Origin of the sequence: Streptomyces malaysiensis subsp. samsunensis, from assembly GCF_024519315.1 — a bacterium.
In the GTDB taxonomy this organism is placed as follows: Bacteria; Actinomycetota; Actinomycetes; order Streptomycetales; family Streptomycetaceae; genus Streptomyces; species Streptomyces malaysiensis.
In genome coordinates this window covers 66,989-88,531 of record NZ_JANIIC010000002.1, presented here as the reverse complement: position 1 = coordinate 88,531, position 21,543 = coordinate 66,989, and the positions used below count along the sequence as shown (strand labels likewise).

Below are 21,543 nucleotides of genomic sequence, written 5' to 3'. Positions count from 1 at the left end.
CGTGCCTACGGTCCGAAGCACGAATATCCGCCTGCCCTGGGCCCCGAGGGGCAAACCAACGTTCTTGCGGACCGGCCCGGCGCGTGGCACACCGGTGCGAGTGCCCGGTCCAACCGGCCGCCGCGGGGCCGGTCTCAGCCCAGCAGCGCGGCGACCGTCATCAGCACCGGCGGCGCGAGCAGCGTGGACAGCAGGATCGACTCACGGGCCAGGATGGTGGCGGTCTCGTACCGCGAGGCGTAGGTGAACAGGTTCTGGGCCGCGGGTAGCGCGGAGGTGACGACGGCGGCGAAGAGCGCCGGGCCGCTCAGCCGGAACAGCCCCGCCGCGATGGCCCAGGCCACCACCGGCTGGGCGAAGGACTTCAGCGCCACCGACAGCAGCACCGGCCCGCGTTCCTCGCCGCGCCCGGGGAGTTGACTGCCCGGCAGCGAGATCCCGAAGGCCAGCAGCACGGCGGGGACGGCCATGCCGCCCAGCAGCGACAGCGGTTCGGTGATGGGCCCGGGGATCCGCCAGCCCGCGGCGGACACGGCGACACCGGACAGCGAACCGATCACGACGGGGTTCCGGAACGGGCTGGTCAGCCTGCGGAGCAGCGAGGGGCGCATCTCGGGCCGGGAGAGGTCGATGACCGTCAGGGCGATCGGGGTCATCACGAGTTGCTGGAACAGCAGCACCGGGGCGATCAGGCTCGCGTCCCCCAGGACGTACATCGCGATGGGGATGCCGAGGTTGCCCGCGTTCACATAGCTCGCGCACAGCGCGCCGATCGTCGTCCGGCCGACGCTCCACCGCCGTACGGCCCCGACGGCCACGAACGCGCCCGCGACCACGAAGGTGCTCAAGGCCGTCACCAGCAGCGGTGTGGAGACGATGACGGAGAGGTCGGCCTTGGAGAGCGTGGTGAACAGCAGCGCCGGGGAGGCCACATTGAACGAGAGCTTGGTGAGCACATCCCGGCCGTGGTCGCCCAGGGAGCGGCGGTGCCCGATGACATAGCCGGTGAGGATGATGGCCGCGATGACACCGAAGCCGGTGATCACACCGCCCACTGGGCCTCCACCCCACCGTGGCCGGAGCGGCCCGCGGGGTGTGCCGCGGGGTCTCGTCCGCTCGTCGTGGTGGTCGAGGGCCAGGGCGCGGCGGTCATCAAGGGCGTCTTCCGGGTGCGTAGCGGTCAGCATGCACCCTACAAGTAATTCGGCCGCTGCGCTGGTGAAGCCGGTCATGAGCGGGCGGGCCGGGCTGGGGCGCGGGCTCGGGCTCGGGCTCAGACGATGGTGAGGGTGCGTCCCCGCTTCGCCAGCGAGCTGTTGCCCGCGAAGACCTGGATCTCGCCCTTCTGTATGAGGAACCTGCCGTGCGGGTCCTGGGTCCAGAAGCCCAGCTCCTCGGCGCTCAGCCGGAAGCGCACGGTGGTGGACTTTCCGGCGCCGAGGCCGACCCGGCGGAAGCCGCTCAGCCTGCGCACCGGCTGCACGATGCTCGCCACCGGATCGCGGATGTACAGCTGCACCACCTCATCGCCCTTGCGGCGCCCGGTGTTGCGCACCGCCACCGCGACCTCGACGGTGTCGCCCTTGCGCAGCGCCTCGGCCCGGACGCGGCTGACGCTCAGCCGGGGCTCGCCGATGTCGAAGGTGGTGTAGCTCAGGCCGTGGCCGAAGGGGAACTGCGGCCCGTTGGCCAGGTCCAGGTACTTGGAGGTGTAGTGGTTGGCCCGGTCGTAGGGGCGTCCGGTGTTCTCGTGGTTGTAGTAGACGGGGATCTGCCCGACCGTGCGCGGGAAGGTCACGGGCAGCTTGCCACCGGGGTTCACGGTGCCGAAGAGCACATCCGCGATGGCGTTGCCGCCCTCGATCCCCGGATGCCACGCCTGGAGTACGGCGGGTGTGCGGTCCAGCCAGCCCGCCATCGTCAGCGGCCGTCCGCTGAGCAGCACCACCACGAATGGCGCGCCGGTGTCCGCGATCGCGGTGATCAGCCGCTCCTGTTGGCCGGGCAGACTGAGGTCGCTGCGCACGGACGCCTCCCCGCTGAGCGTCGCCGCCTCCCCGACCACCACCACGGTCACATCGGTGGCCCTGGCCGCCGAGGCCGCCCGTGCGATGCCCCGGGTGTTCCGGCCCGCGGCGTCCACGCCTTGGACATGGCTGATCCGGGCCTTCGGCGCCGCGTCCTTGACCGCGTCGAGCACGGTGACCGGGCGGAACGCCTCCGCCCATGTCCCGGCCCAGGAGCCGCGCAGATCGGTGGAGTCGGCGAACGGCCCGACGACGGCGATGGAACCCGACCTGTCCAGGGGCAGCGTGGACTTCTCGTTCTTGAGCAGCACCATGGTGCGCCCGGCCGCCTCGCGCGCCGCCGCCCGGGACGCCTTGGTGGGCCCGGCGATCACCGTGTCCTCGTCCGCGTAGGGGTGCTCGAAGAGCCCGAGCCGGAACTTCAGGCGCAGGATGCGGGCCACCGCGTCGTCCAGCCGGGCGGTGGTGATCCGCCCGCTCCGCAGCAGTCGCTTGCCGTACTCGTTGATGGTGGTGCTGGCCATCTCCATGTCGATCCCGGCGTTGAAGGCCAGCTCGGCCGCGTCGGAGCGGTCGGCGGCATAGCCGTGGACGATCATTTCCTGGACGCCGTTGTAGTCGCTGACGACGAAGCCGTCGAAGTCCCACTCCTCCGTGAGGATCTCGGTCAGCGCATGGCGGTAGCCATGGGCGGGGACCCCGCTGACGGTGTTGAAGCTCGCCATGACGGTGGCCACCCCGGCGTCCACGGCCGCCAGGAACGGGGGCAGGTAGGTGTTGCGCAGCCGGGCCTCGGAGACATCCACCGTGTTGTAGTCGCGGCCGCCCTCGACGCCCCCGTACGCGATCATGTGCTTGGCGCAGGCCGCGAGATGGTGCCGGGAGCGCAGGTCGTCGCCCTGGTAGCCGCGGGTCTTGGCGGCCGCGAGCGCCGACGCCAGATACGGGTCCTCGCCATCGCCCTCGGCGATCCGCCCCCAGCGCGGTTCATGGGTGACGTCCATCATCGGGGAGAACGTCCAGTGCACACCGTTGGAGCGGGCCTCCCGCGCCGAAACCTGTGCGTCCCACTCGGCCACCGCCGGATCGAAGGCGGCCGCCTGGCCGAGGGGAATGGGGAAGGTGGTCCACATGCCATGGATGACATCGAGCCCGAAGATCAGCGGAATGCCCAGCCGGGACTCCTCGACGGCCATCCGCTGGAGGGTGTTGGTGGTGCGGGCCCCGTAGATGTTGAGCACGGAGCCGAGCCTGCCCCTGCGGGCCGCCTTCTCCGCGGCGGCGGTCTGCCCGCCGCCGGGCCCGGTGTCCCCGGTCCAGGCGAGCTGCTGAAGCTGGCCGAGCTTCTCGTCGATGGTCATCCGCGCCATCAGGGCCTGGATCCTGGTCTCGTGCGGACCGGGTTCCCTGCCCGGCCGGGCCGCTTCGGCGCCGGGCGCGGGCGGGGCCTGGGCACGGGCGGTCGCCGCCTTGCCCGCGACGGCCGCCCCTCCGGCCGCGGCGAGCACCGTACGTCTGCGCACATCGTTCATGGTCTTCGTCCTGGTCTTCGGCGAACCGTTCTCCCCGAGCCCGACTTCCTCAAGACCATGCTGGTCACGACCCCGTGCCGAATGCGGGCCGCCACCTTCGCCGTGGGTCCTCTGCTAACGTACGCCAGGATCGGCGGCCCGGCCCCCGGTGAGCCCGCCGGGCCCCTCACACGACGTGGGCGTGCTCTACACCCTGCGCGAACACCTCCTCGGCGCGGGGAACCGGCTCCACTCCGCGCGCGCGGCGGCCGACCACGAGTGAACCGCCCCCGCCGCCCCCGCCGCCCTCGCGTCCTCGTCGTCAGCCCCGGGGCTCGTCCATGCCCGCCATCAGGGCCTGGTGGCTCATGCGCACATGGTCCCGCATCACCCGCTCCGCGCCGTCGCCGTCCTTGGCCTGGATCAGACTGAGAACGCGGTGGTGCTCATCGTCGGACTCGACCAGCCGGCCGGGCCGCGACAGCGAGGTGCGCACCAGCCGGGCGTAGGCCAGCTGGTTCATCAGGGTGCGGTAGTGCGCCTCCAGCTTGCTGTTGTCCGCGCCCACCACGATCAGATCGTGGAACTCATGGACCAGCGCCGCGTATTGCTCGGCGTCACCGTCCCGGACGGCCGCATCGGCCGCCTTCATGGTGGCCTCCAGCCGCTCCACCTCCGGTACGTTCCCGCGGAAGGCGAGCAGCCGGGCGGCGGCGCCCTCCAGCAGCTCCTTCATCTGGAACAGCTCGGTCAGCTCACGCCGGGACGGTACGGCGACGAACGTTCCGACCCGTGGCCGCACCTCGACCAGCCCCTCGATCTGGAGCTGTTTGAGGGCCTCGCGGATGGGTGTCCGGCTGACGCCGAAGGTCTCGGACAGCGCCATCTCCGAGAGGCTGGAGCGGGGCGGCAGTTCACCACTGATGATCATCTGCCGCAGCTCTTCGGCGACCCTCGCCTGCATGCTGGTCTGCTGAAGCCGCTTTCCGGTGGGTCGTTGCATGGCACGTGACCCTAGAGGCGGCCATCGCCCCTCGTCAACTGAGGAAACGCGGGTGTGTTGTGCCATACAAGGACCCTTTCGGTGGCCATGGGCCATCAGCCGGAACCGCCTCAGGACCTCAGGATGAAGGGATCCCCGGCGGGCTCCTCGCTGGTGTTGACCCAGACGCTCTTCAGCCGGGTGTACTCCCGGATCACCTCCGTGCCGTGCTCCGTCCCCATCCCGCTGGTCTTGAACCCGGCCCGGGGCGACATCGGCGACATCGAACGGTAGGTGTTGGCCCACACCGTCCCCGCCTCCAGCCGGGCGGCCATCCGGTGCACCCGGTTCACATCCCGTGTCCACACGCCCGCCGCCAGGCCGTACGCGGAGTCATTGGCGATCGCCAGGGCCTCCTCCTCGGAGCCGAAGGGCATCACGGTCGCGACCGGCCCGAAGATCTCCTCCTGGCAGATCCGCATCCCGTTGTCGGTGCCGGTGAAGACGGTGGGGGAGTAGAAGTACCCGTCGAGACCGGTCTGCGGCCGCCCGCCGCCGCACACCACCTTGCCGCCCTCGGCCCGGCCCAGCTCGACGTACGACTCGACCTTCTCCAGCTGCTCGGCGATGGCGAGCGGGCCGAGCTCGGTGGTCTCCTCCAGCGGATCGCCGACGCGGATCGTGGCCGCCCGTGCCGTGACCCGCTCCAGGACCTCGTCGTACACCTCCTGGTGCACCAGCACCCGGCTGCCCGCCACACAGGTCTGGCCGGCGGCCGCGAAGATGCCCGCGATCACCCCCATGGCGGCCGACCCCAGGTCGGCGTCCGGGAAGATGATGTTGGGGGACTTGCCGCCCAGCTCCAGGGTGCAGCCGATCAGCCGGTCGGCACAGGTACGGGCGATCCGGCGGCCGGTCGCGCTGGAACCGGTGAAGGTCACCTTGGACATGCCCGGGTGTTCGGTCAGCGGCGCGCCCGCCTCCGGACCGTAGCCGGTGACCACATTGACCACCCCCGGCGGGAAGCCCGCCTCCTCGAAGAGCGGCGCGAGCGCCAGCAGCGAGGCCGAGGTGTGCTCCGAGGGCTTGACCACCACCGTGTTCCCGGCGGCCAGGGCCGGGGCCAGCTTGGTGGTGGTGAGCAGCAGCGGGGAGTTCCAGGGGGTGATGGCGCCGACCACGCCCACCGGTTCGCGCAGGGTGTAGTTGAGCAGCTCGCGGCTCGCCCCGGGGATCACCTCGCCCTGGATCTTGTCGGCGAGTCCCGCGTAGTAATGGAAGTACTCGGGCAGCCCGGCGAGTTGGGCCCGCATCTCGCGCAGCAGCTTGCCGTTGTCGAGGGATTCGGTACGGGCCAGCCGCTCCGCGTGTGCACCGATCAGATCGCCCAGATTCCGCAGCAGCCGGCCGCGCCGGGTCTGGCTCAGATCGCGCCAGCGCGGATCCTCGAAGGCGGCGCGGGCCGCGCCCACCGCACGGTCCACATCGGCGGCGGTGCCGCGCGCCGCCTCGTACCAGGGCTCGGCGGTGGCCGGGTTGACGCTTGCGAAGTAGCCGCCGTCGGCGGGGGCGGTCCACTCGCCCGCGATGTAGTGGTCATGGCGCGGCAGAGGGTTCATGAGCGGTGGGACTCATGTCCGGGGTGGGATCCGGGGCGGGTTCGGGAGCGGGTTCCCGTGTGGGTTCCGGGGCGGGTTCCCGTGTGGGTTCCGGGGTGGGTTCCGGTGTGGGCGAGGATCAGGTCGGCGAGCTCCTGGGGGCACTCCAGCGGCAGCAGATGGCGGGCGCCGGGCACGATCACCGCCCGGCCGCCGGGGATCCGCTCGGCCAGCCGGTGCGACATGGCCGGGGTCGAGCCGGGGTCCCGTTCGCCGGTGACCGCCATGGTGGGGGCGGCGATCCGGGGCAGCCACGGCCACAGCCCGGCGTCGGCGGTCGCGAAGACCTGGTAACACGCCAGGTAGGAGGCCCGGTCGTTGGCCAGCAGCGTGTCGAGTACCTGCCGCGCCAGACCGGGCTCCTGGGCCCGCCAGGCGGGTGAGAACCAGCGGTCGACCGCCGCCCAGGCGGACGCCCCGAAGTCCTGGACGGCCAGCTCCTGGCGGAGTTCCACCGCCGCCCGCTCCTCATCCGACCGGTCCGCGACCGAGCTGACCAGGGTGAGCGAGGCGGTGAGGTCCGGCCGGTCCAGCCCCAGCCGCTGGGCCACCAGGGCGCCGAGCGAGAAGCCCACGACATGCGTGGGGCCGCTCAGCAGCGCCGCGACATCCGCGGCCAGCTCGGCGAGGGACACCCCGGCCGCCGCGGCCGGGGAGGCGCCGTGGCCGCGCAGATCGACCAGCGTCACCCGGTGCCGGGCGGCCAGCGCGGGCAGACACCGGTCCCACAGGTGGCGGTCGAGGCCGACGCCGTGCAGCAGCACCAGCTCCGGGCCGTCGCCGTGTGCCTCGTGGCTCAGCGCCACCGGCACCGGGGCGCCGGCCCGCGCCGCCCGGCCGGGGTCCTCCGGCCGCGCTGAAGCCCCGGGAGGGTCCGCGGGCGCGTCGGCGGCGCCCGCCTCCGGTGGGGGCTCCGACGGCTCCGTTCCGGCCGTGGCCGCGGCGCCGGGGCGGAGCCCGGCCCGGGAGGCCGCGACGCGCGCCCGCATACCCGCCTCGAACCCGCCCATGTCACTCACCATGCGCTCACCGCTCCGTCGACAGCGGCGCCAGCCGGGCCTGGGGGCGGCCCTGGGCGGCCGCCGCGAGCCCGATAACGATCTCGTCGGCGCGCGGCCCGTCCGCCACCCGCACCTCGACGCTCTGGTGGTGCGAGCGGATGGTGGCGTCGGTGATGTGCTTGAGCGGAATGTCGAAGACGGTCCCCGCGGCGGCCCGCTTCTCCACGGCCGGCAGCAGGGTGGTCGCGTTCGCCGCCCGGCGGAAGTGGTCGCCGAACTTCAGGGTGTGGATCAGCGCGGAGCCATGCTCGATCTCCCCGTCGAGCCCCACGATCGCGGCCTTCCCGTACGCCTCCACCGGTGCGCCCAGCGCCTCGACCACACGTGGCGCCAGCAGCTCGCCCAGCTTCGGCGCCGCCTCGTCGATCCCGGGCAGCAGATCCGTCACAAAGCCCTGACCTGCCCAGGGGTTCTCGATCACGGCGAGCACCACCGCCGTACGGGCCGGCGGGTCCACCGGGCGGCCGCCCTCGCTGTGGATGTCCTCGGTGAAGGTGATGATCTTGCGGATGTTCACCTGGTCTCCTTACGATCCGATAGAGTGTGTGCCGTGCGTTGCGAGAACCAAGCGCGCATGACGTGCTGAGCGAGAGCCAAGCCAGCGCAACCTCATGCTTTCGGGCGACCGGGCAGGTTCCGTCCCGGCTGGTGCTGAGGGTGTAAGACCTTTCAGGTCGCTGACCTGCGGGGCTTCCTGAGCCAGGAATCCCCTTGCATCAGATGGGGGAGGGTTCAAGTCACGGTCTCCAGGTCACCCAGATCCGCGAGGCGGATGAGGGGGTCGGTGGCGCGGTCCCCGATCCGGGCGTTCGGCCGGGGGCCGGACGCCCCGGCCGCGATGACGACGATCTCGTCCGGGCGGGGCGCGTCGGGGATACGGATCTGGCAGGTCTGGTAGTGCGAGCGGGTCGCGGCCGCGGTCTTGTGCCACAGCGGCACGGTCAGCGGTTCACCGGCCGGCAGCCGGTCGTCGCTGAAGACGATGATCGAGGTGCCCTCGGCCAGCTCGCGGAAGACATTGCCGAAGAAGGGGGTGTGGATCAGCGCGCCGCCGTGCTCGATCTCCCCGTCGAGCCCCACGATCGCGGCCTTGCCGAAGGACTCGATCCGGTCGACCCCGCCGAGCGCCTCGCTGATCCGGTCGGTGAGCAGCCGGGCCAGCCCCGGTGCGATCCGCTCGACCTCCGGCCCCAGGTCGGCGACGAAGCCGCCGCCGGCCCAGGGGTTGGCGATCACCGCGGCCGCCGCCACCCGGCGCACCGGCACCGCGACCGGGCGGCCGAGCTCCAGCAGCAGCTCATCGGTGACGGTGACGACCTTGCGCAGCCGCGCCTCAGCCATGGCCGCCACCGGTGGTGAACCGCGGCATGACCTTCTCGGCGAACAGCTCCAGGCTGCGCATCGCGTTGCGGTGCGGCAGACCGGGGTGGGTGGTCCACAGCAGCAGATGCTCCAGGCCCACCTCGTCGCGCAGCTCGGCGATCTTCTCCGAGACGTACTCGGGGGTGCCGACCAGCAGATTGCGCCGCTGGAGGAAGTCGAAGGACAGCTCATGGGCGTCGGTGAGCTCCTCGCCCGCCTCCATGAGGTTGGCCAGCCCCCGCCAGTGCATGATCCACCGGTAGGTGGTCATCAGCGCCTCTTCGAACTCGGCGCGCGCCTGCTCCATGGTGTCGGCGACATACACATCGCGCACCAGGCCGATGCCCTCGCCCAGCGCGTACTCGCGCCCCGACGCCCGGCTCGCGGTGTCCCGGTAGAGCTCGAACCGCTCCTTGAGCGCGGAGACCGGCGGCAGCCAGAACATCCCCTGGACGCCGTCCGCCGCGGCGGCCTGGATCGAGCGGGGGCTGTCGATGACCTGCCACAGCGGAGGGTGCGGCCGTTGCAGCGGAAACGGCGTGACCTGCATCTTCGTGATGACGCCGGCCTCGGTGTACTCCGGGGTGGCGGGGGAGAGCGGGTGGTTCCACTTCACTCCGGGGGCGGGGAACTCGTAGAAGCGGCCCCGGTGCGAGAAGAACTCGCCGCTCCACGCCTTGCGCAGCACCTCCACGGTCTCGTCGTACAGGGCGCGGTTCTGCTCCTGGTCGCGGGGATCGGCCAGGGCGTTGAGGTTGAGCGCCTCGCGGCCGTACAGCCCGCGTCCCAGACCGACCTCGACCCGGCCCCCCGAGAGCTGGTCGAGCATCGCGATGTCCTCGGCGAGCCGCAGCGGATGCCAGAAGGTGGCGATGGAGGCCGCCTGGCCGATCCGGATCCGTGTCGTACGGGCGGCGATGTCCGCCCCCATCAGCACCGGGTTCGGGGTGATCTCTATCGCCTCGTGCCCGAAGTGGTGCTCGGTGTACCAGGTCGACCAGAAGCCCGCCCGGTCCGCGGTGACCGCGAATTCCCGGGCCTCGGCCATGACTTCGGCGTACTCGCCGAGACGGCCCGGGGCACCGAGGTTGTGAAATATCGAGAAGCGCATGCAGCGTCCGTCCTGTTCTTCCGGCTCACGCTGTGCCATGGCAGGGAGGCTAGGAGTCCATTTCGGGGCCGTCAAGGGCCACCGATGGGAAAACTAGCTTGACCAGTGTCTTTAGCCTGTACCTGGAACTTTCTCGGCTCATCTGTCCCAAGGTGTTGACAGCTGTCGATGGCCTTTCTACGGTCCTCTGCCATACAAGAGCCGAATGAGGGAAGACGTCATGACGCATACTCTTGACCGCACCGCCCGCATCCGCTCCACCTGGCAGGCGGTCTGGGACCGGGGCCAGGTCGACGCGCTCGACCAACTGCTCGGCCCCGCCTATGTACGCCGCCGCGGGCCCGCCGCGGCGCCCCAGGACCGTGAGCAGTTCAAGGAGTCCATCCGCGCCGTCCGCCGGGCCTTTCCCGATCTCCGCACCGAGATCGAGGAGGTCGTCGAGGAGGGCGAAACGCTGGCGATCCGCTGGCGCAGCACCGGCAGTCACACCGGCGACTTCCTCGGGGTCCCGGCCACCGGCAGGCCCGTCGAGGTCTCCGGCGCCACCTTCACCCGCTTCGACCACGGTGTGGTCAGCGAGGAGTGGGTGACCTGGGACCCCCGCCAGCTGCTGGAGGCGCTCGGGATCGTCACCACCACTCAACGGGCGGCCGTCGACGCCGATCTGGTCCGTGGGGTGCACCGTAAGTTCATCACCGGTGTCACCGTCGTGACCTGCGACGACGACGGTACGCCACGGGGGCTCGCGGTCAACGCGTTCGCCAGCATCTCACTGGACCCGCCGATGGTGCTGGTGTGTGTGCAGCGCACCTCCACGACCCATCCCGCGCTGCACCGGGCCACCCATCTGGGGATCAACATCCTCGCCGCCGACCAGCTCGATGTGGCGAAGACCTTCGCCTCCAAGGCGGACGACAAGTTCGCCGGGCTGTCCTGGACCCGCGGCGAGTTCGGCGCCCCGCTGATCGACCGGTCCTGCGCCCAGCTGGAGGTGGAGATCGGTGAGCGGCTGGAGGCCGGCAGCCACACCGTCTTCACCGGCCGGGTGGTGGCCGCCCGCCATGAGGAGCTGGCTCCGCTGGTCTACAGCGGCGGCGGCTTCTTCGACATCTCCCACACCGCGCCGCTGCCGTGGTGAGACACCGCCGTTCGGATCCCTTCGCCCACCGGCCCCCCGCCACCCCCTGACGTCCACTCCTCCCGTTCCAGGAGCACGCCCATGACCCACGACGACACGGCGCCGGTGTACGGCAGCGCGGTCACCAAGGTGGAGCCCTTCGGGGTCGACCACATCCCCGACAACGAGCGGCACGGCAAGCCCAGTTCACAGTTCTTCGTCTGGTTCGCCGCCGGTCTCAACTTCCCCATCATCCTGCTCGGGTTCAGCGCGGTCGGGCTCGGCCTCAGCTTCGGCGCCGCCGTCGCCGCGATCGTGGTCGGCGCGGGTCTGGGCTCGCTGCTGATGGCCGTGATGTCCCGGATGGGCGTACGGCTGGGGGTGCCCCAGCAGATCCAGGCCCGTGGCCCGCTGGGTTTTTTCGGCAACTTCCTGCCGGTGGCGTACATCAATGTCTTCGCCGGGGTCGGCTGGGCCGCCGTCACCGTGATCCTCGGCGGCAAGGCCATCGCCGAGCTGACCCATCTGCCCTTCTGGCTCTGTGGACTGGCGCTCACCCTGGTCGAGCTGGTGGTGTCCATCTACGGCTACAACATGATCAATTTCCTTCAGCGGGTGCTGACCTATGTGCTCACTCCGCTGTTCGTCATGATCACAGTGGTGGCCCTGGTGCGGGGTGCGGGCACCTTCGGCGCCGATCCGAAGGCACCGGACTACGTCGGCTCCACCGGCGGCTGGATCACCTTCGGCGGCTGGTTCCTCTCCTTCCTCGTCGCCTGGGCGCCGTTCGCCTCGGACTACTCGCGCTATCTGCCCGACTCGCCACGCGTGGTGAGCCGCACCGCCTGGTACACCGGGCTCGGCAACTTCGTCACCATCTGCTGGCTCGGCATCCTCGGCGTGCTCCTCGGCTCCAGCGCCACCAGCTCCGACTCCATCACCGCCCTGCACCAGCTGACCGGGCCGTTCGCCGTCCCCGCCCTGATCGCCATCGGACTCTCGGCGCTCGCGCAGAACTTCCTCAATGTCTACGGCGGCGCGATCTCCGTCCAGACGCTGAAGGTGCCGGTCACCCGGACCCAGGCGGTCACCCTCATTTGCGCGCTGGCCTACGGGATCAGCCTGTGGGGACACTCCGGGACCGAGGACAAGTTCTCGGTGTTCCTCAACCTCACCGCGTACTTCATCGCGCCGTTCGCCACCGTGCTGCTGCTCGACTACCACCTGGGCGGCCGCTCCGACCCCAGCCGGATCGCCGAGCTGTACGACCGCGGACGGGTGCTCTCCTGGGGCTTTGTCGCCTGGGGCGGCGGAGTGGTGGCCTCGGTGCCGTTCTGGCAGTCCGACCTCTACACCGGGCCGTTCGCCTCGGCGTATCCACACGCGGGCGATCTGAGCATGTTCGTCGCGGCGGCCGCCGCCGCGGTGCTCTATCTGCTCACCTACCGGCTGCGGCCGCTGTGGGTGCGCGACGTCCCCGCCACCCCCGGGCCGCGGCCGGAGAAGGCGGCGGCGGTGACGGGATCCTGACGCCGCGTCGGTGAACGCCCCGGGGCGGGCGGTGCCGCGAACGGCGGTGCCGCCCGCCCCGGGGCGTGCCCGGCCCCGGCACCGGGACGCGATCGGCCACGAGCACGCCCTTCCCGGACCGCCGCGCTACCGCCTCCGGCGGGAGGGCGCGGGACGCTCGGCGGGGGCGGGGTCGATACAGCGCGACTGGGCGTGTTCGTACACCATCGTGCTCTGCACATCCGCCACCTCACGCCGCTCGGTCAGGCGGTCGATGACGAACGCGTACAGCCCGTTGGTGTCCGGCACCGCCACATGGATCAGGAAGTCATGGGCGCCGGAGGTGACGAACAGGCCGATGGTCTCCGGCAGCTGGGCGGCCCATTCGCGGAAGCCCTCGATGACCGGCCGGGACGGCGGGCGGATCCGCACCGAGATCAGCGCCTGGACGGGGCGGCCGACCGCCTCCAGGTCGACGGCGGCGTGATAGCCGCTGATGATGCCGCGCTCGCGCAGCGCCCGGACCCGCTCCAGGGAAGTGGACGGCGAGACCCCCGTGCGCAGGGCCAGCTCGCGGTTGGTCTGGCGTGCATCGTTCTGTAGCTCCCGCAGAAGAGCACGATCCAGTGCATCAAGTTCCACGAAAGCGCTCCCTTGCCTGAGGAAATTCGGCAGGCGATGCCGAAGCTCGGATGGATGGGTACCGTCCACCACATTAGCCATCGACAAGGAGTAGCGCTCGTGTCCGTTCCCCAGCTGCCCGACGAGGACGTACGCACCGATCAGTCCACCCGGCAGGCCAAGCTGAAGTGGGTGATCGTCGTGGCCGAAGAACTGCCCGCGGGCCGGGCGGTGAACGCCGCCGCCTGCATGGCCGCCGCCGTCGGCCGGGCGATGCCCGAGCTGCTGGGGCCGGACGGCACGGACGGCTCCGGCGCCGGCCACCCGGGGCTGCCCTGGGCCGGCTGCTCCATTCTGGCCGCCGGCCCGGAGGCGCTGCGCGAGCTGCGCGCCAAGGCCGCCGAGAAGGACGATCTCTTCCTCGTCGACATGCCAGGGCAGGCCCAGACCTCCCGGGTCTACGACGAGTATCTCGACGCCCTGGCCGCCACCAAGACCGAGGATCTGGACTATCTCGCGGTCAGCCTCGTCGGCCCGCGGAACAAGGTGAGCAGGCTCATCGGGAAGCTCCCCCTGCTCCGCTGAGCCCGCCAACCCCGTGACTTTCGCGCCGCCCCTGTCCGGACGTGGCGGACTGCCTGGTGTGGCACACCCGGTGGGGTCCACCGGTCTCCCCGGCCTCCCGGGCCTCCCCGGCCTCCCCGGCCTCCCCGGCCTCCCCGGCCTCCCCGGCCTCCCCGGCCTCCCCGGCCTCCCCGGCCTCCCCGGCCTCCCCGGCCTCCCCGGCCTCCCCGGCCTCGGTGCGGCCACCGGCCTCCGTAGACCCCATAGACCCCATAGACCCCGTAGACCCCGTGGACTCCGTCGGCTCTACGACTCCATCGGCTCCGTGGACTCCCCTGGTTCTTTGGAACCGGCCCGTGGTCCCTCGGCTGGGACCCCCGGGCCCGGCGCATGCGCGAGGTTCATGCCGCCGCGGCCGGATCGCCCAGTGCGTAGGGGGAGAGGATGTCGGCGACGGCCCGGTTGCGCGGGGTGGCGACGCCCAGCTCGGCGCCGAGGTCGGCCACCGCCCCGCTGAGCCAGCCGACCTCCAGACGGTTGCCGCGGAGCAGGTCGTTGTGCATGGAGGACGACATCGTGGCGGGCAGCGTGTCACAGAAGGCGAGCCGGTCGTCGGCGAAACCGGGGTCCAGGGCCACCCCCTTGGCCCGTCCCACGTCGACCACCTCGTGCATCACATCACGCAGCAGGGACCGTGACCCCGCGGTCTCGCGGACCACCCCGATCGGCTGCCGCACCGCCGACGTCGTCGCGGAAAGGCCCACCAGGAAGACGAACTTCTCCCAGATGGTGCGCTCGATGTCGCCGCTGATCTCCGCGTCGATACCGGCCGCGAGACAGCGGTCGAGGAAGAGGCGGGAGCGCGGGGACTCCTTGCGGTCGTACTCCCCGAAGACCAGCCGCTGGAGCGTGCCGTTGTGCACCACCACCCCGGGCTCCTCGATGAACGCCGAGATATAGCTGACCCCGCCGAGGATGGATCCGTCCGGCAGATGGCGTCCCAGCACTGTGTCCTTCCGCACCCCGTTCTGGAACGACACGACGGCGGCGCCGCCTTCGGCGAGGGGCGCCAGCTGCCGGGCGACGTCCTCGGTGTCCCACAGCTTCACCGCCACCACGATCAGGTCGGGGGCCGGCAGATCGGAGATGGACGGCACCACCGCGTCGGAGGGCACCCGCATATCGCCCAGCGGGCTGCGCACCGTCAGTCCGTGCTCCCGGATGGCCGCGAGATGGCGGCCCCGTGCCACAAAGGTGACCTCGTCCCCCGCGGTGGCGAGCCGCGCGCCGAAGTATCCGCCGACGCCACCCGCGCCGATGATCCCGATCCGCATGATGTCCCCTCACCCTCAGCCTCTTAGTAACCCTTCAGAGGGTTACCATATTCGCATGAATTCCTCGACGGAGCCGGTCCCGCGGCCGCGGGTGACCGCTCGGCTGCGAGCACTGCGCTTCGACGCCGGCAGCCTCGCCCTGAACCTCGTCGCGACCCTCGGGCGGCGGAGCAGCACCCCGGTCGAGCGCCTCGGCACCCTCGACCGGCTGCGGGAGTGGTGCGACGGCGTGGGGCTGCGGCTCCACGACGAGGCCGTCACCGATGAGCTCCTCACCGAGCTGTGGACGCTGCGCGAGGCGGCGTACGACGTGGTGGCGGCGGTTGTCGAGAGCCGGCCCCCGTCCACCGCGTCCGTGGTGCTGCTCAACGACCGGGCGTCCCCCGCCCCGCCGCGGTCGCTGCTGCGGGCCACCGGCACCGGGGTCACGGTCGACGGCGGCGACCGCCCCCTGTCCGGGCGGGAGCTCCAGTCGGCCGTGGTCCGCGACCTCATCGCGGTGCTCGGCGACCCGGAGCGGCGCGGGGCGCTGCGGCGTTGCGACGCCTCGCTGTGCACCATGGTCTACCTCGACCACACCCCGGGCAGAAGGCGCCGATGGTGCTCCATGCGGCTGTGCGGCAACAACGCCAAGGCCGCGAAGCACCGCCTGCGGCAGGCATCCGCCGCCTCGGCCGGCTCCTGACGTCCCCGGCGCTCCCAGGGCCGCTGTTTCCGGTGTGCCGCCGGGGGCACCCGAGGTGGCCGGAGGAGTGCCGATGGCCGATGAGACCGAGAGCGACACCGACACCGACTCCGCGCCGAAGCGCCGGCGCCCCGGCCGGGCCGGTGGCCCCGCCGGAGTGGTGGCCGCCGTCGCGCTGACCGTGGTCACCGGCTCGATGGACGCGATCAGCTTTCTGGCGCTGGGCGGCGTCTTCACCAGCGTCATGACCGCGAATCTCTCCCTGCTCGGCATGTCGACCGCGTCCCTGGACCCGGCGCTGGCCCGGGACACCATGATCGCCATCGCCGGATACATCGTGGGTGCGCTGCTGAGCGGGCGGATCGTCCGCGGCCCCCGGCCGGCCCTGCGGGCCCGGTGCGCGCTCGCGGTGGAACTGCTCGTGCTCGGCGGGCTCTGGGCGGTATGGGCGGCCGCTGGCGGCCACCCCACCGGCGGCCGCCAGCTGGGGCTGCTGGCGGTGGCCGCCATCGCCATGGGAGGGCAGAGCGGACTGGTGCGGGCGGTCGGGCCGGCCGGCTTCTCCACCACCTATCTGACCGGCATCCTGACCGCGCTGATGGTCGACGTGGCACGCGGTGGAGGGGTGCGTCGGCTCAGCATCGCGCTGCTGGTGTCCCTGGTGGTGGGCGCCGCGGCCGGTGGGCTCCTGGTGGCCCATGCCGCGCGGGCCGCGCCCGCCCTGCCGACGGGGCTGGTCGCCCTCGTGCTGCTGGCGTCCCTGACCTCGCTGGCCCGGGATGCCCATGGCCATCTCTGGCCCCATGCCTGAGCGGAGGCCCCATACCTGAGCGGATCGGCGGAAGTCGGCTGCGGTTCGGTGGCGCCCCGAATCGGCGCGGGGCCGTGTCGATATGCGGCTCCGCCGCGCGGGCGCGACCGGCCACGATGGCGCCGCGGGTGATCGACGGCAGGTCGGGGCACTTCCGGCGGAGCGCGCAGGAGAACGCCCCAAGTCCTGCGGTCCCCGTGCGGGTTGACCGGTGATTCACTCTTCCGGCGGGGTGTCATCCGATGTCAGACTCGGTCCGTGACCGACTTTGACATGCTTGTGATCGGGTCCGGGCCGGGTGGCCAGAAAGCTGCTATCGCGGCCGCCAAGCTCGGTCGCCGGGTAGCCGTCGTCGACCGCAGGGAGATGGTGGGCGGGGTCTCCCTGCACACCGGGACCGTTCCGTCGAAGACCCTGCGCGAGGCGGTGCTCTATCTCACCGGGCTGACCCAGCGGGATCTCTACGGTCAGAGCTACCGGCTCAAGGAGGAGATCACCGTCGCCGACCTCACGGCCCGCACCCAGCATGTGGTCGGCCGTGAGGTGGACGTCGTCCGCAGCCAGCTGTCGCGCAACCGGGTCGCGCTGTATCCGGGCACCGGGCGGTTCGTGGACGACCACACGGTGGCCGTCACGGACCCCACCGGCCAGGAGCAGCTGCTGACCGCGCGGCATATCGTGATCGCCACCGGCACCCGGCCGGCCCGCCCGGCGAGCGTGGAGTTCGACGAGCGGACGATCATGGACTCCGACTCCATCCTCAACATGGAGCGGGTGCCGCGCTCCATGGTCATCGTGGGCGCCGGGGTGATCGGCATCGAGTACGCCTCGATGTTCGCCGCCCTGGGCAGCAAGGTCACCGTGGTCGAGAGCCGCGAGGGGATGCTGGACTTCTGTGACGTCGAGATCGTCGAGGCGCTGAAGTACCGGCTGCGCGACCTGGCCGTCACCTTCCGCTTCGGCGAGACCGTGGCCGCGGTCGAGCGCCATCCGCGGGGCGCCCTGACCATCCTGGAGAGCGGTAAGAAGATCCCCGCCGACGCGGTGATGTACTCCGCGGGGCGCCAGGGGCTCACCGACGCGCTGGACCTCGACAAGGCGGGGCTCACCGCCGACCGGCGGGGCCGGATCGCGGTGGACGAGCACTACCGCACCGCCGTACCGCATATCTACGCGGTCGGCGATGTCATCGGCTTCCCGGCGCTGGCCGCGACCTCCATGGAACAGGGGCGGAACGCGGCGTACCACGCCTGCGAGGAGCCGGTGAACCCGATCCACGACCTCCAGCCCATCGGGATCTACAGCATCCCGGAGATCAGCTTCATCGGCCGGACCGAGGACCAGCTCACGGACGAGAAGGTGCCCTTCGAGGTCGGCGTCTCGCGCTATCGCGAGCTGGCCCGGGGCCAGATCGTCGGCGATGCGCACGGCATGCTGAAACTGCTGGTCTCCCCGGAGGACCGGCGGCTGCTCGGGGTGCACTGCTTCGGCACCGGCGCCACCGAGCTGATCCATATCGGCCAGGCCGTGATGGGCTGTGGCGGCACCGTGGACTATCTGGTGGACGCGGTGTTCAACTATCCGACCTTCGCCGAGTCCTACAAGGTCGCCGCGCTCGACGCCACCAACAAGATGCGCGAGGTCGACCACCTGCGGGAGTGACCCCCGGCCCAGCGGCCCAGCGGCCCCTTTCCGTGCCCCTTCCCGAATAGCACCTTTTGGGATACTGGGAGACAGATCGGGAGGAGGGCTGAGATGACTCGCGCAGTCGGTATTGACCTGGGTACGACAAACTCGGTCGTATCCGTCCTGGAGGGCGGTGAGCCGACCGTCATCACCAACACCGAGGGCACCCGGACCACCCCCTCGGTAGTGGCCTTCGCCAAGAACGGCGAGGTACTGGTGGGGGAGGTCGCCAAGCGCCAGGCGGTGACGAACGTGGAGCGCACCGCGCGATCGGTCAAGCGCCACATGGGCGAGGACCGGTGGCGGTTCCCGGCCACCGGCGACGTCGACGGCAAGCGCTACACCGCGCAGGAGATCTCCGCGCGGGTGCTTCAGAAGCTCAAGCGCGACGGGGAGGCGTATCTCGGCGAGGATGTCGCGGACGCCGTGATCACCGTCCCCGCGTACTTCAACGACTCCCAGCGCACCGCCACCAAGGAGGCGGGCGAGATCGCCGGGCTGAAGGTGCTGCGGATCATCAACGAGCCGACGGCCGCCGCCCTGGCGTACGGGCTGGACAAGGAGAACGACCAGACCATCCTGGTCTTCGACCTCGGCGGCGGCACCTTCGACGTCTCGCTGCTGGAGATCGGCGAGGGGGTGGTGGAGGTCAAGGCCACCAACGGTGACACCCACCTCGGCGGCGACGACTGGGACCAGCGGATCGTGGACCATCTGGTCTCCCGCTTCAAGGGTGGCTACGGCGTCGATCTGGCCAAGGACAAGATGGCGGTCCAGCGGCTGCGCGAGGCGGCCGAGAAGGCCAAGATCGAGCTCTCCGCGGCCAGCGAGACCACCATCAACCTGCCCTACATCACCGCGTCCGACCAGGGCCCGCTGCATCTGGACGAGAAGCTCACCCGCTCGCAGTTCCAGCAGCTGACCGAGGACCTCCTGGAGCGCTGCAAGGCCCCCTTCCATCAGGCGATCAAGGACGCCGGGACCAAGACCTCCGATATCGACCATGTGATCCTGGTCGGTGGCTCCACCCGGATGCCCGCCGTGACCGGCCTGGTCAAGGAGCTGACCGGCAAGGAGCCGCACAAGGGCGTCAACCCCGACGAGGTCGTGGCGATCGGCGCCTCGCTCCAGGCCGGTGTCCTCAAGGGCGAGGTCAAGGACGTCCTGCTGCTGGACGTCACCCCGCTGTCCCTCGGTATCGAGACCAAGGGCGGCATCATGACCCGGCTGATCGAGCGGAACACCACGATCCCGACCAAGCGCTCGGAGGTCTTCACCACGGCCGAGGACAACCAGCCGTCGGTGCAGATCCAGGTCTTCCAGGGCGAGCGCGAGATGGCCTCGTACAACAAGAAGCTGGGGATGTTCGAGCTGACCGGGCTGCCGCCGGCGCCGCGCGGGGTGCCGCAGATCGAGGTCGCCTTCGACATCGACGCCAACGGCATCATGCATGTGTCCGCGAAGGACCTCGGCACCGGCAAGGAGCAGCGGATGACCGTCACCGGCGGCTCCGCGCTGCCGAAGAACGACATCGACCGCATGATGCGCGAGGCCGAGCAGTACGCGGAGGAGGACCACAAGCGCCGCGAGGCCGCCGAGACCCGCAACCAGGCCGAGGCGCTCGTCTACCAGACCGAGAAGCTGCTGCGGGACCAGGCGGACAAGGTGTCGCAGGACGTCCGGCAGGAGGCCGAGGCGGCGGTCGCGGAGCTGAAGCGGACGCTGGAGGGCGAGGACACCAACGCGATCCGCGAGGCCACCGAGCGGACCGCCACCGTCGGGCAGAAGATCGGCACCGCCATCTACGCCCAGGCCCAGCAGTCCGCCGCCTCCGGCGGCGGGCCCGGCGGCTCCGCGGCCGGGTCCTCCGGCGACGGCGGGGACCAGGCCCACGCGTCCGACGAGGAGGTCGTGGACGCGGAGATCGTGGACGACGACAAGGGCGGGGAGGAGAAGCCCGGGGGAGGCGCCGGCTGACCGTCACCGCTTCCTGGCCGGCCCGCCCGTCACGGCCCCTGGGACGGGCGGGCCGTCACTGCTTCGCGGGCGGCTCACCGCGCGGCTGTGAGACCTCCACCAGCTCCGAGCGCCCCTTGGCGTTGAGGTGCAGGATCGGAATGACCTTGTCGCGTGGATTGCCGTTGTCCTGGAACGAGAGGAACCCGCTGGCTCCCGGCACCCGCTGACCGCTGTTCATCTGGTGGAACATCCGCGCCACCGATTCCCCGGTCACGTCGCCCAGCGCCGCCATCCGGATGCCCTGGGCGGCGGTGAGCACCGCGTCGTGCGCCATGATGGCCTGGCCGTCCTGGTGCTGGTCGTCGGGGAACCACTTGGCCAGCGACCCGCCCGGCTGGAAGTGGCGGGCCGACAGCCGGGAGACGGAGTCGCGGTCCTTCTGCCACATATCGGGGTGCGCCAGACCCGTGTAGAGCACCCGCACCCCGGTCTCGGCGGCGTGGGCCAGGTCATCGGCGGTGAGGTTGGTGGTGTCGTCGCCGGTGATCACCATGAACTCCCGGTCCTGGCACGGACGGTTGGCGATCGCGTCCAGGAACCGGGTGAGGTGCTTGCCGCGGCCCGCGAAGAAGACCGCTTCCGGCTTCTGGTCGCACAACTGCCCCGACATGTATTGCAGTTCGTTCTGCCAGGTCTTGCGCACCGAGGAGTCGTAGGTCATCCGGTCCGCCACCAGCTCATGGCCCTTCGCGTCCTGGAAGACATCGGTGAAGGCGTCCCCCAGGGTCTTGGCGTAGTAGTTCTTTCGCGCGTCGTCCTGGACCACCACCGCCGTACGGACCTTCTGCTTCTTCAGATACGCGGAGGCGGCGTACGCCTCGTCCACATTGGTCGGGGAGACCCGGACGAACCGTCCCTCGGGATCCTCGATCCTGGTGGTCGTCATGGTGCTGGCGACCAGGGCGAGACCGTTGCGCGACAGCCGCTTCAGCGCCGTGAGGTTCGACTCGTCGCTGGGGCCGAGTCCGGTGACCGCGACCAGCTTGTCATGGGAGGTCTTCCGGTCGATCAGCTCGTCGACCGTGTGCTCCCAGTGGGCCGCGACGCTGCCCATATTGGCGATCAACAGCTTGATCTTGGGGGATGAGGAGCGATCGCCGCGGTTGTGCCGGTACTGCGCCAGATACGCGCCCTCGAGCTCATGCCGGACCGACTCCTCGGAGTTGCTGTCGTCGTCGGTCAGCGTGAAGGAGGTCATATAGGCGACGCTGACGTACTTTTCACCGTGCTCCTCCAGCAGGTCGTTCTCTTCCTTGATCTTGTCTTCCACGGACTTCAGATGGTCCGCGAAGATGAACGAACCGTCGGTGACACCGACGCACTCGTGGTCGTCCCCCATCTTGACGACGCCGTCGCCGCAGCGCGCCCGCCGCTCCTGGATCCAGTCGACGGTGAGCGGGACCGCCACCGCGAGCACCGCGACGACGATCACGCCGATCACCACCCGGCGCACGATGTGCAGCGGCCATTCCAGTCTCGGCACAG

The 21,543-nt window shown here is 70.8% G+C and carries 18 protein-coding genes; 7 read left to right on the top strand and 11 right to left on the bottom strand.

Features of this window, described 5'->3' with window-relative positions; all coding sequences use genetic code 11:
- Nucleotides 1–134 precede the first annotated feature (134 nt).
- The 8 genes from NQU54_RS01615 to NQU54_RS01580 all read right to left on the bottom strand — a co-directional run bounded on the left by NQU54_RS01615 (nt 135) and on the right by NQU54_RS01580 (nt 9,751).
- Nucleotides 135–1,055 carry an AEC family transporter gene (locus NQU54_RS01615; RefSeq protein ID WP_099015886.1) on the bottom strand — a complete coding sequence of 307 codons (921 nt, stop codon included), beginning with the start codon at nt 1,053–1,055 and terminating at the stop codon, nt 135–137.
- Between the two features lie 218 nt (nt 1,056–1,273).
- On the bottom strand, nt 1,274–3,559 hold the full coding sequence (locus NQU54_RS01610) for a glycoside hydrolase family 3 N-terminal domain-containing protein (RefSeq protein WP_257629398.1): 2,286 nt from the start codon (nt 3,557–3,559) through the stop codon (nt 1,274–1,276).
- Between the two features lie 301 nt (nt 3,560–3,860).
- Complete coding sequence (locus NQU54_RS01605) at nt 3,861–4,541, bottom strand: GntR family transcriptional regulator (protein WP_257629397.1); 681 nt, start codon at nt 4,539–4,541, stop codon at nt 3,861–3,863.
- Between the two features lie 110 nt (nt 4,542–4,651).
- Nucleotides 4,652–6,139, bottom strand: coding sequence for an aldehyde dehydrogenase (locus tag NQU54_RS01600; RefSeq protein WP_257629396.1), 1,488 nt, complete (start codon nt 6,137–6,139; stop codon nt 4,652–4,654).
- A complete protein-coding gene (locus NQU54_RS01595; RefSeq protein WP_257629395.1) occupies nt 6,136–7,200 on the bottom strand; it encodes an alpha/beta fold hydrolase in 1,065 nt (354 codons plus the stop codon). The genes NQU54_RS01600 and NQU54_RS01595 overlap by 4 nt, the downstream gene beginning before the upstream one ends.
- A 4-nt stretch (nt 7,201–7,204) precedes the next feature.
- Entirely contained in the window at nt 7,205–7,756 is a 552-nt protein-coding gene (locus tag NQU54_RS01590) for an amino acid synthesis family protein (protein ID WP_069860518.1), read from the bottom strand.
- Between the two features lie 215 nt (nt 7,757–7,971).
- Nucleotides 7,972–8,580: an amino acid synthesis family protein gene (locus NQU54_RS01585; RefSeq protein ID WP_079260810.1), complete on the bottom strand. Its 609-nt coding sequence runs from the start codon at nt 8,578–8,580 to the stop codon at nt 7,972–7,974.
- Entirely contained in the window at nt 8,573–9,751 is a 1,179-nt protein-coding gene (locus NQU54_RS01580; RefSeq protein WP_244453847.1) for an LLM class flavin-dependent oxidoreductase, read from the bottom strand. The genes NQU54_RS01585 and NQU54_RS01580 overlap by 8 nt, the downstream gene beginning before the upstream one ends.
- A 181-nt stretch (nt 9,752–9,932) precedes the next feature.
- Between NQU54_RS01580 and NQU54_RS01575 the strand changes: the two genes are divergently transcribed.
- Together NQU54_RS01575 and NQU54_RS01570 are read left to right on the top strand one after the other, a co-directional pair.
- Nucleotides 9,933–10,850, top strand: coding sequence for a flavin reductase (locus NQU54_RS01575; RefSeq protein WP_257629394.1), 918 nt, complete (start codon nt 9,933–9,935; stop codon nt 10,848–10,850).
- A gap of 81 nt (nt 10,851–10,931) precedes the next feature.
- Nucleotides 10,932–12,359, top strand: coding sequence for a purine-cytosine permease family protein (locus tag NQU54_RS01570; RefSeq protein WP_069860521.1), 1,428 nt, complete (start codon nt 10,932–10,934; stop codon nt 12,357–12,359).
- A 126-nt stretch (nt 12,360–12,485) separates the two neighbouring features.
- On the opposite strand, the gene NQU54_RS01565 is transcribed toward NQU54_RS01570, so the two are convergent.
- Nucleotides 12,486–12,980 carry an Lrp/AsnC family transcriptional regulator gene (locus NQU54_RS01565; RefSeq protein ID WP_059144620.1) on the bottom strand — a complete coding sequence of 165 codons (495 nt, stop codon included), beginning with the start codon at nt 12,978–12,980 and terminating at the stop codon, nt 12,486–12,488.
- A 99-nt stretch (nt 12,981–13,079) separates the two neighbouring features.
- Here NQU54_RS01565 and NQU54_RS01560 point away from each other — a divergent pair, with 99 nt between their 5' ends.
- Nucleotides 13,080–13,544 (top strand): DUF2000 domain-containing protein, encoded by a 465-nt coding sequence (locus NQU54_RS01560; protein WP_257629393.1) that lies wholly within the window; start codon nt 13,080–13,082, stop codon nt 13,542–13,544.
- Nucleotides 13,545–13,924: 380 nt separating this feature from the next.
- On the opposite strand, the gene NQU54_RS01555 is transcribed toward NQU54_RS01560, so the two are convergent.
- Entirely contained in the window at nt 13,925–14,857 is a 933-nt protein-coding gene (locus NQU54_RS01555; protein WP_257629392.1) for a ketopantoate reductase family protein, read from the bottom strand.
- Nucleotides 14,858–14,912: 55 nt separating this feature from the next.
- Here NQU54_RS01555 and NQU54_RS01550 point away from each other — a divergent pair, with 55 nt between their 5' ends.
- The 4 genes from NQU54_RS01550 to dnaK all read left to right on the top strand — a co-directional run bounded on the left by NQU54_RS01550 (nt 14,913) and on the right by dnaK (nt 20,016).
- On the top strand, nt 14,913–15,542 hold the full coding sequence (locus tag NQU54_RS01550) for a CGNR zinc finger domain-containing protein (protein ID WP_257629391.1): 630 nt from the start codon (nt 14,913–14,915) through the stop codon (nt 15,540–15,542).
- Between the two features lie 73 nt (nt 15,543–15,615).
- Nucleotides 15,616–16,353, top strand: a complete 738-nt coding sequence (locus NQU54_RS01545; protein ID WP_257629390.1) for a YoaK family protein — start codon at nt 15,616–15,618, stop codon at nt 16,351–16,353.
- Between the two features lie 258 nt (nt 16,354–16,611).
- A complete protein-coding gene (sthA, locus tag NQU54_RS01540; protein WP_079260811.1) occupies nt 16,612–18,015 on the top strand; it encodes a Si-specific NAD(P)(+) transhydrogenase in 1,404 nt (467 codons plus the stop codon).
- A gap of 93 nt (nt 18,016–18,108) precedes the next feature.
- Nucleotides 18,109–20,016 carry a molecular chaperone DnaK gene (dnaK, locus tag NQU54_RS01535; RefSeq protein ID WP_257629389.1) on the top strand — a complete coding sequence of 636 codons (1,908 nt, stop codon included), beginning with the start codon at nt 18,109–18,111 and terminating at the stop codon, nt 20,014–20,016.
- Between the two features lie 55 nt (nt 20,017–20,071).
- Here the strand turns inward: dnaK and NQU54_RS01530 are convergent, their stop codons facing one another.
- The gene (locus NQU54_RS01530; protein ID WP_257629388.1) at nt 20,072–21,541 is read right to left on the bottom strand and encodes an ABC transporter substrate-binding protein; all 1,470 of its coding nucleotides are present in this window, start codon (nt 21,539–21,541) and stop codon (nt 20,072–20,074) included.
- Nucleotides 21,542–21,543 lie beyond the last annotated feature (2 nt).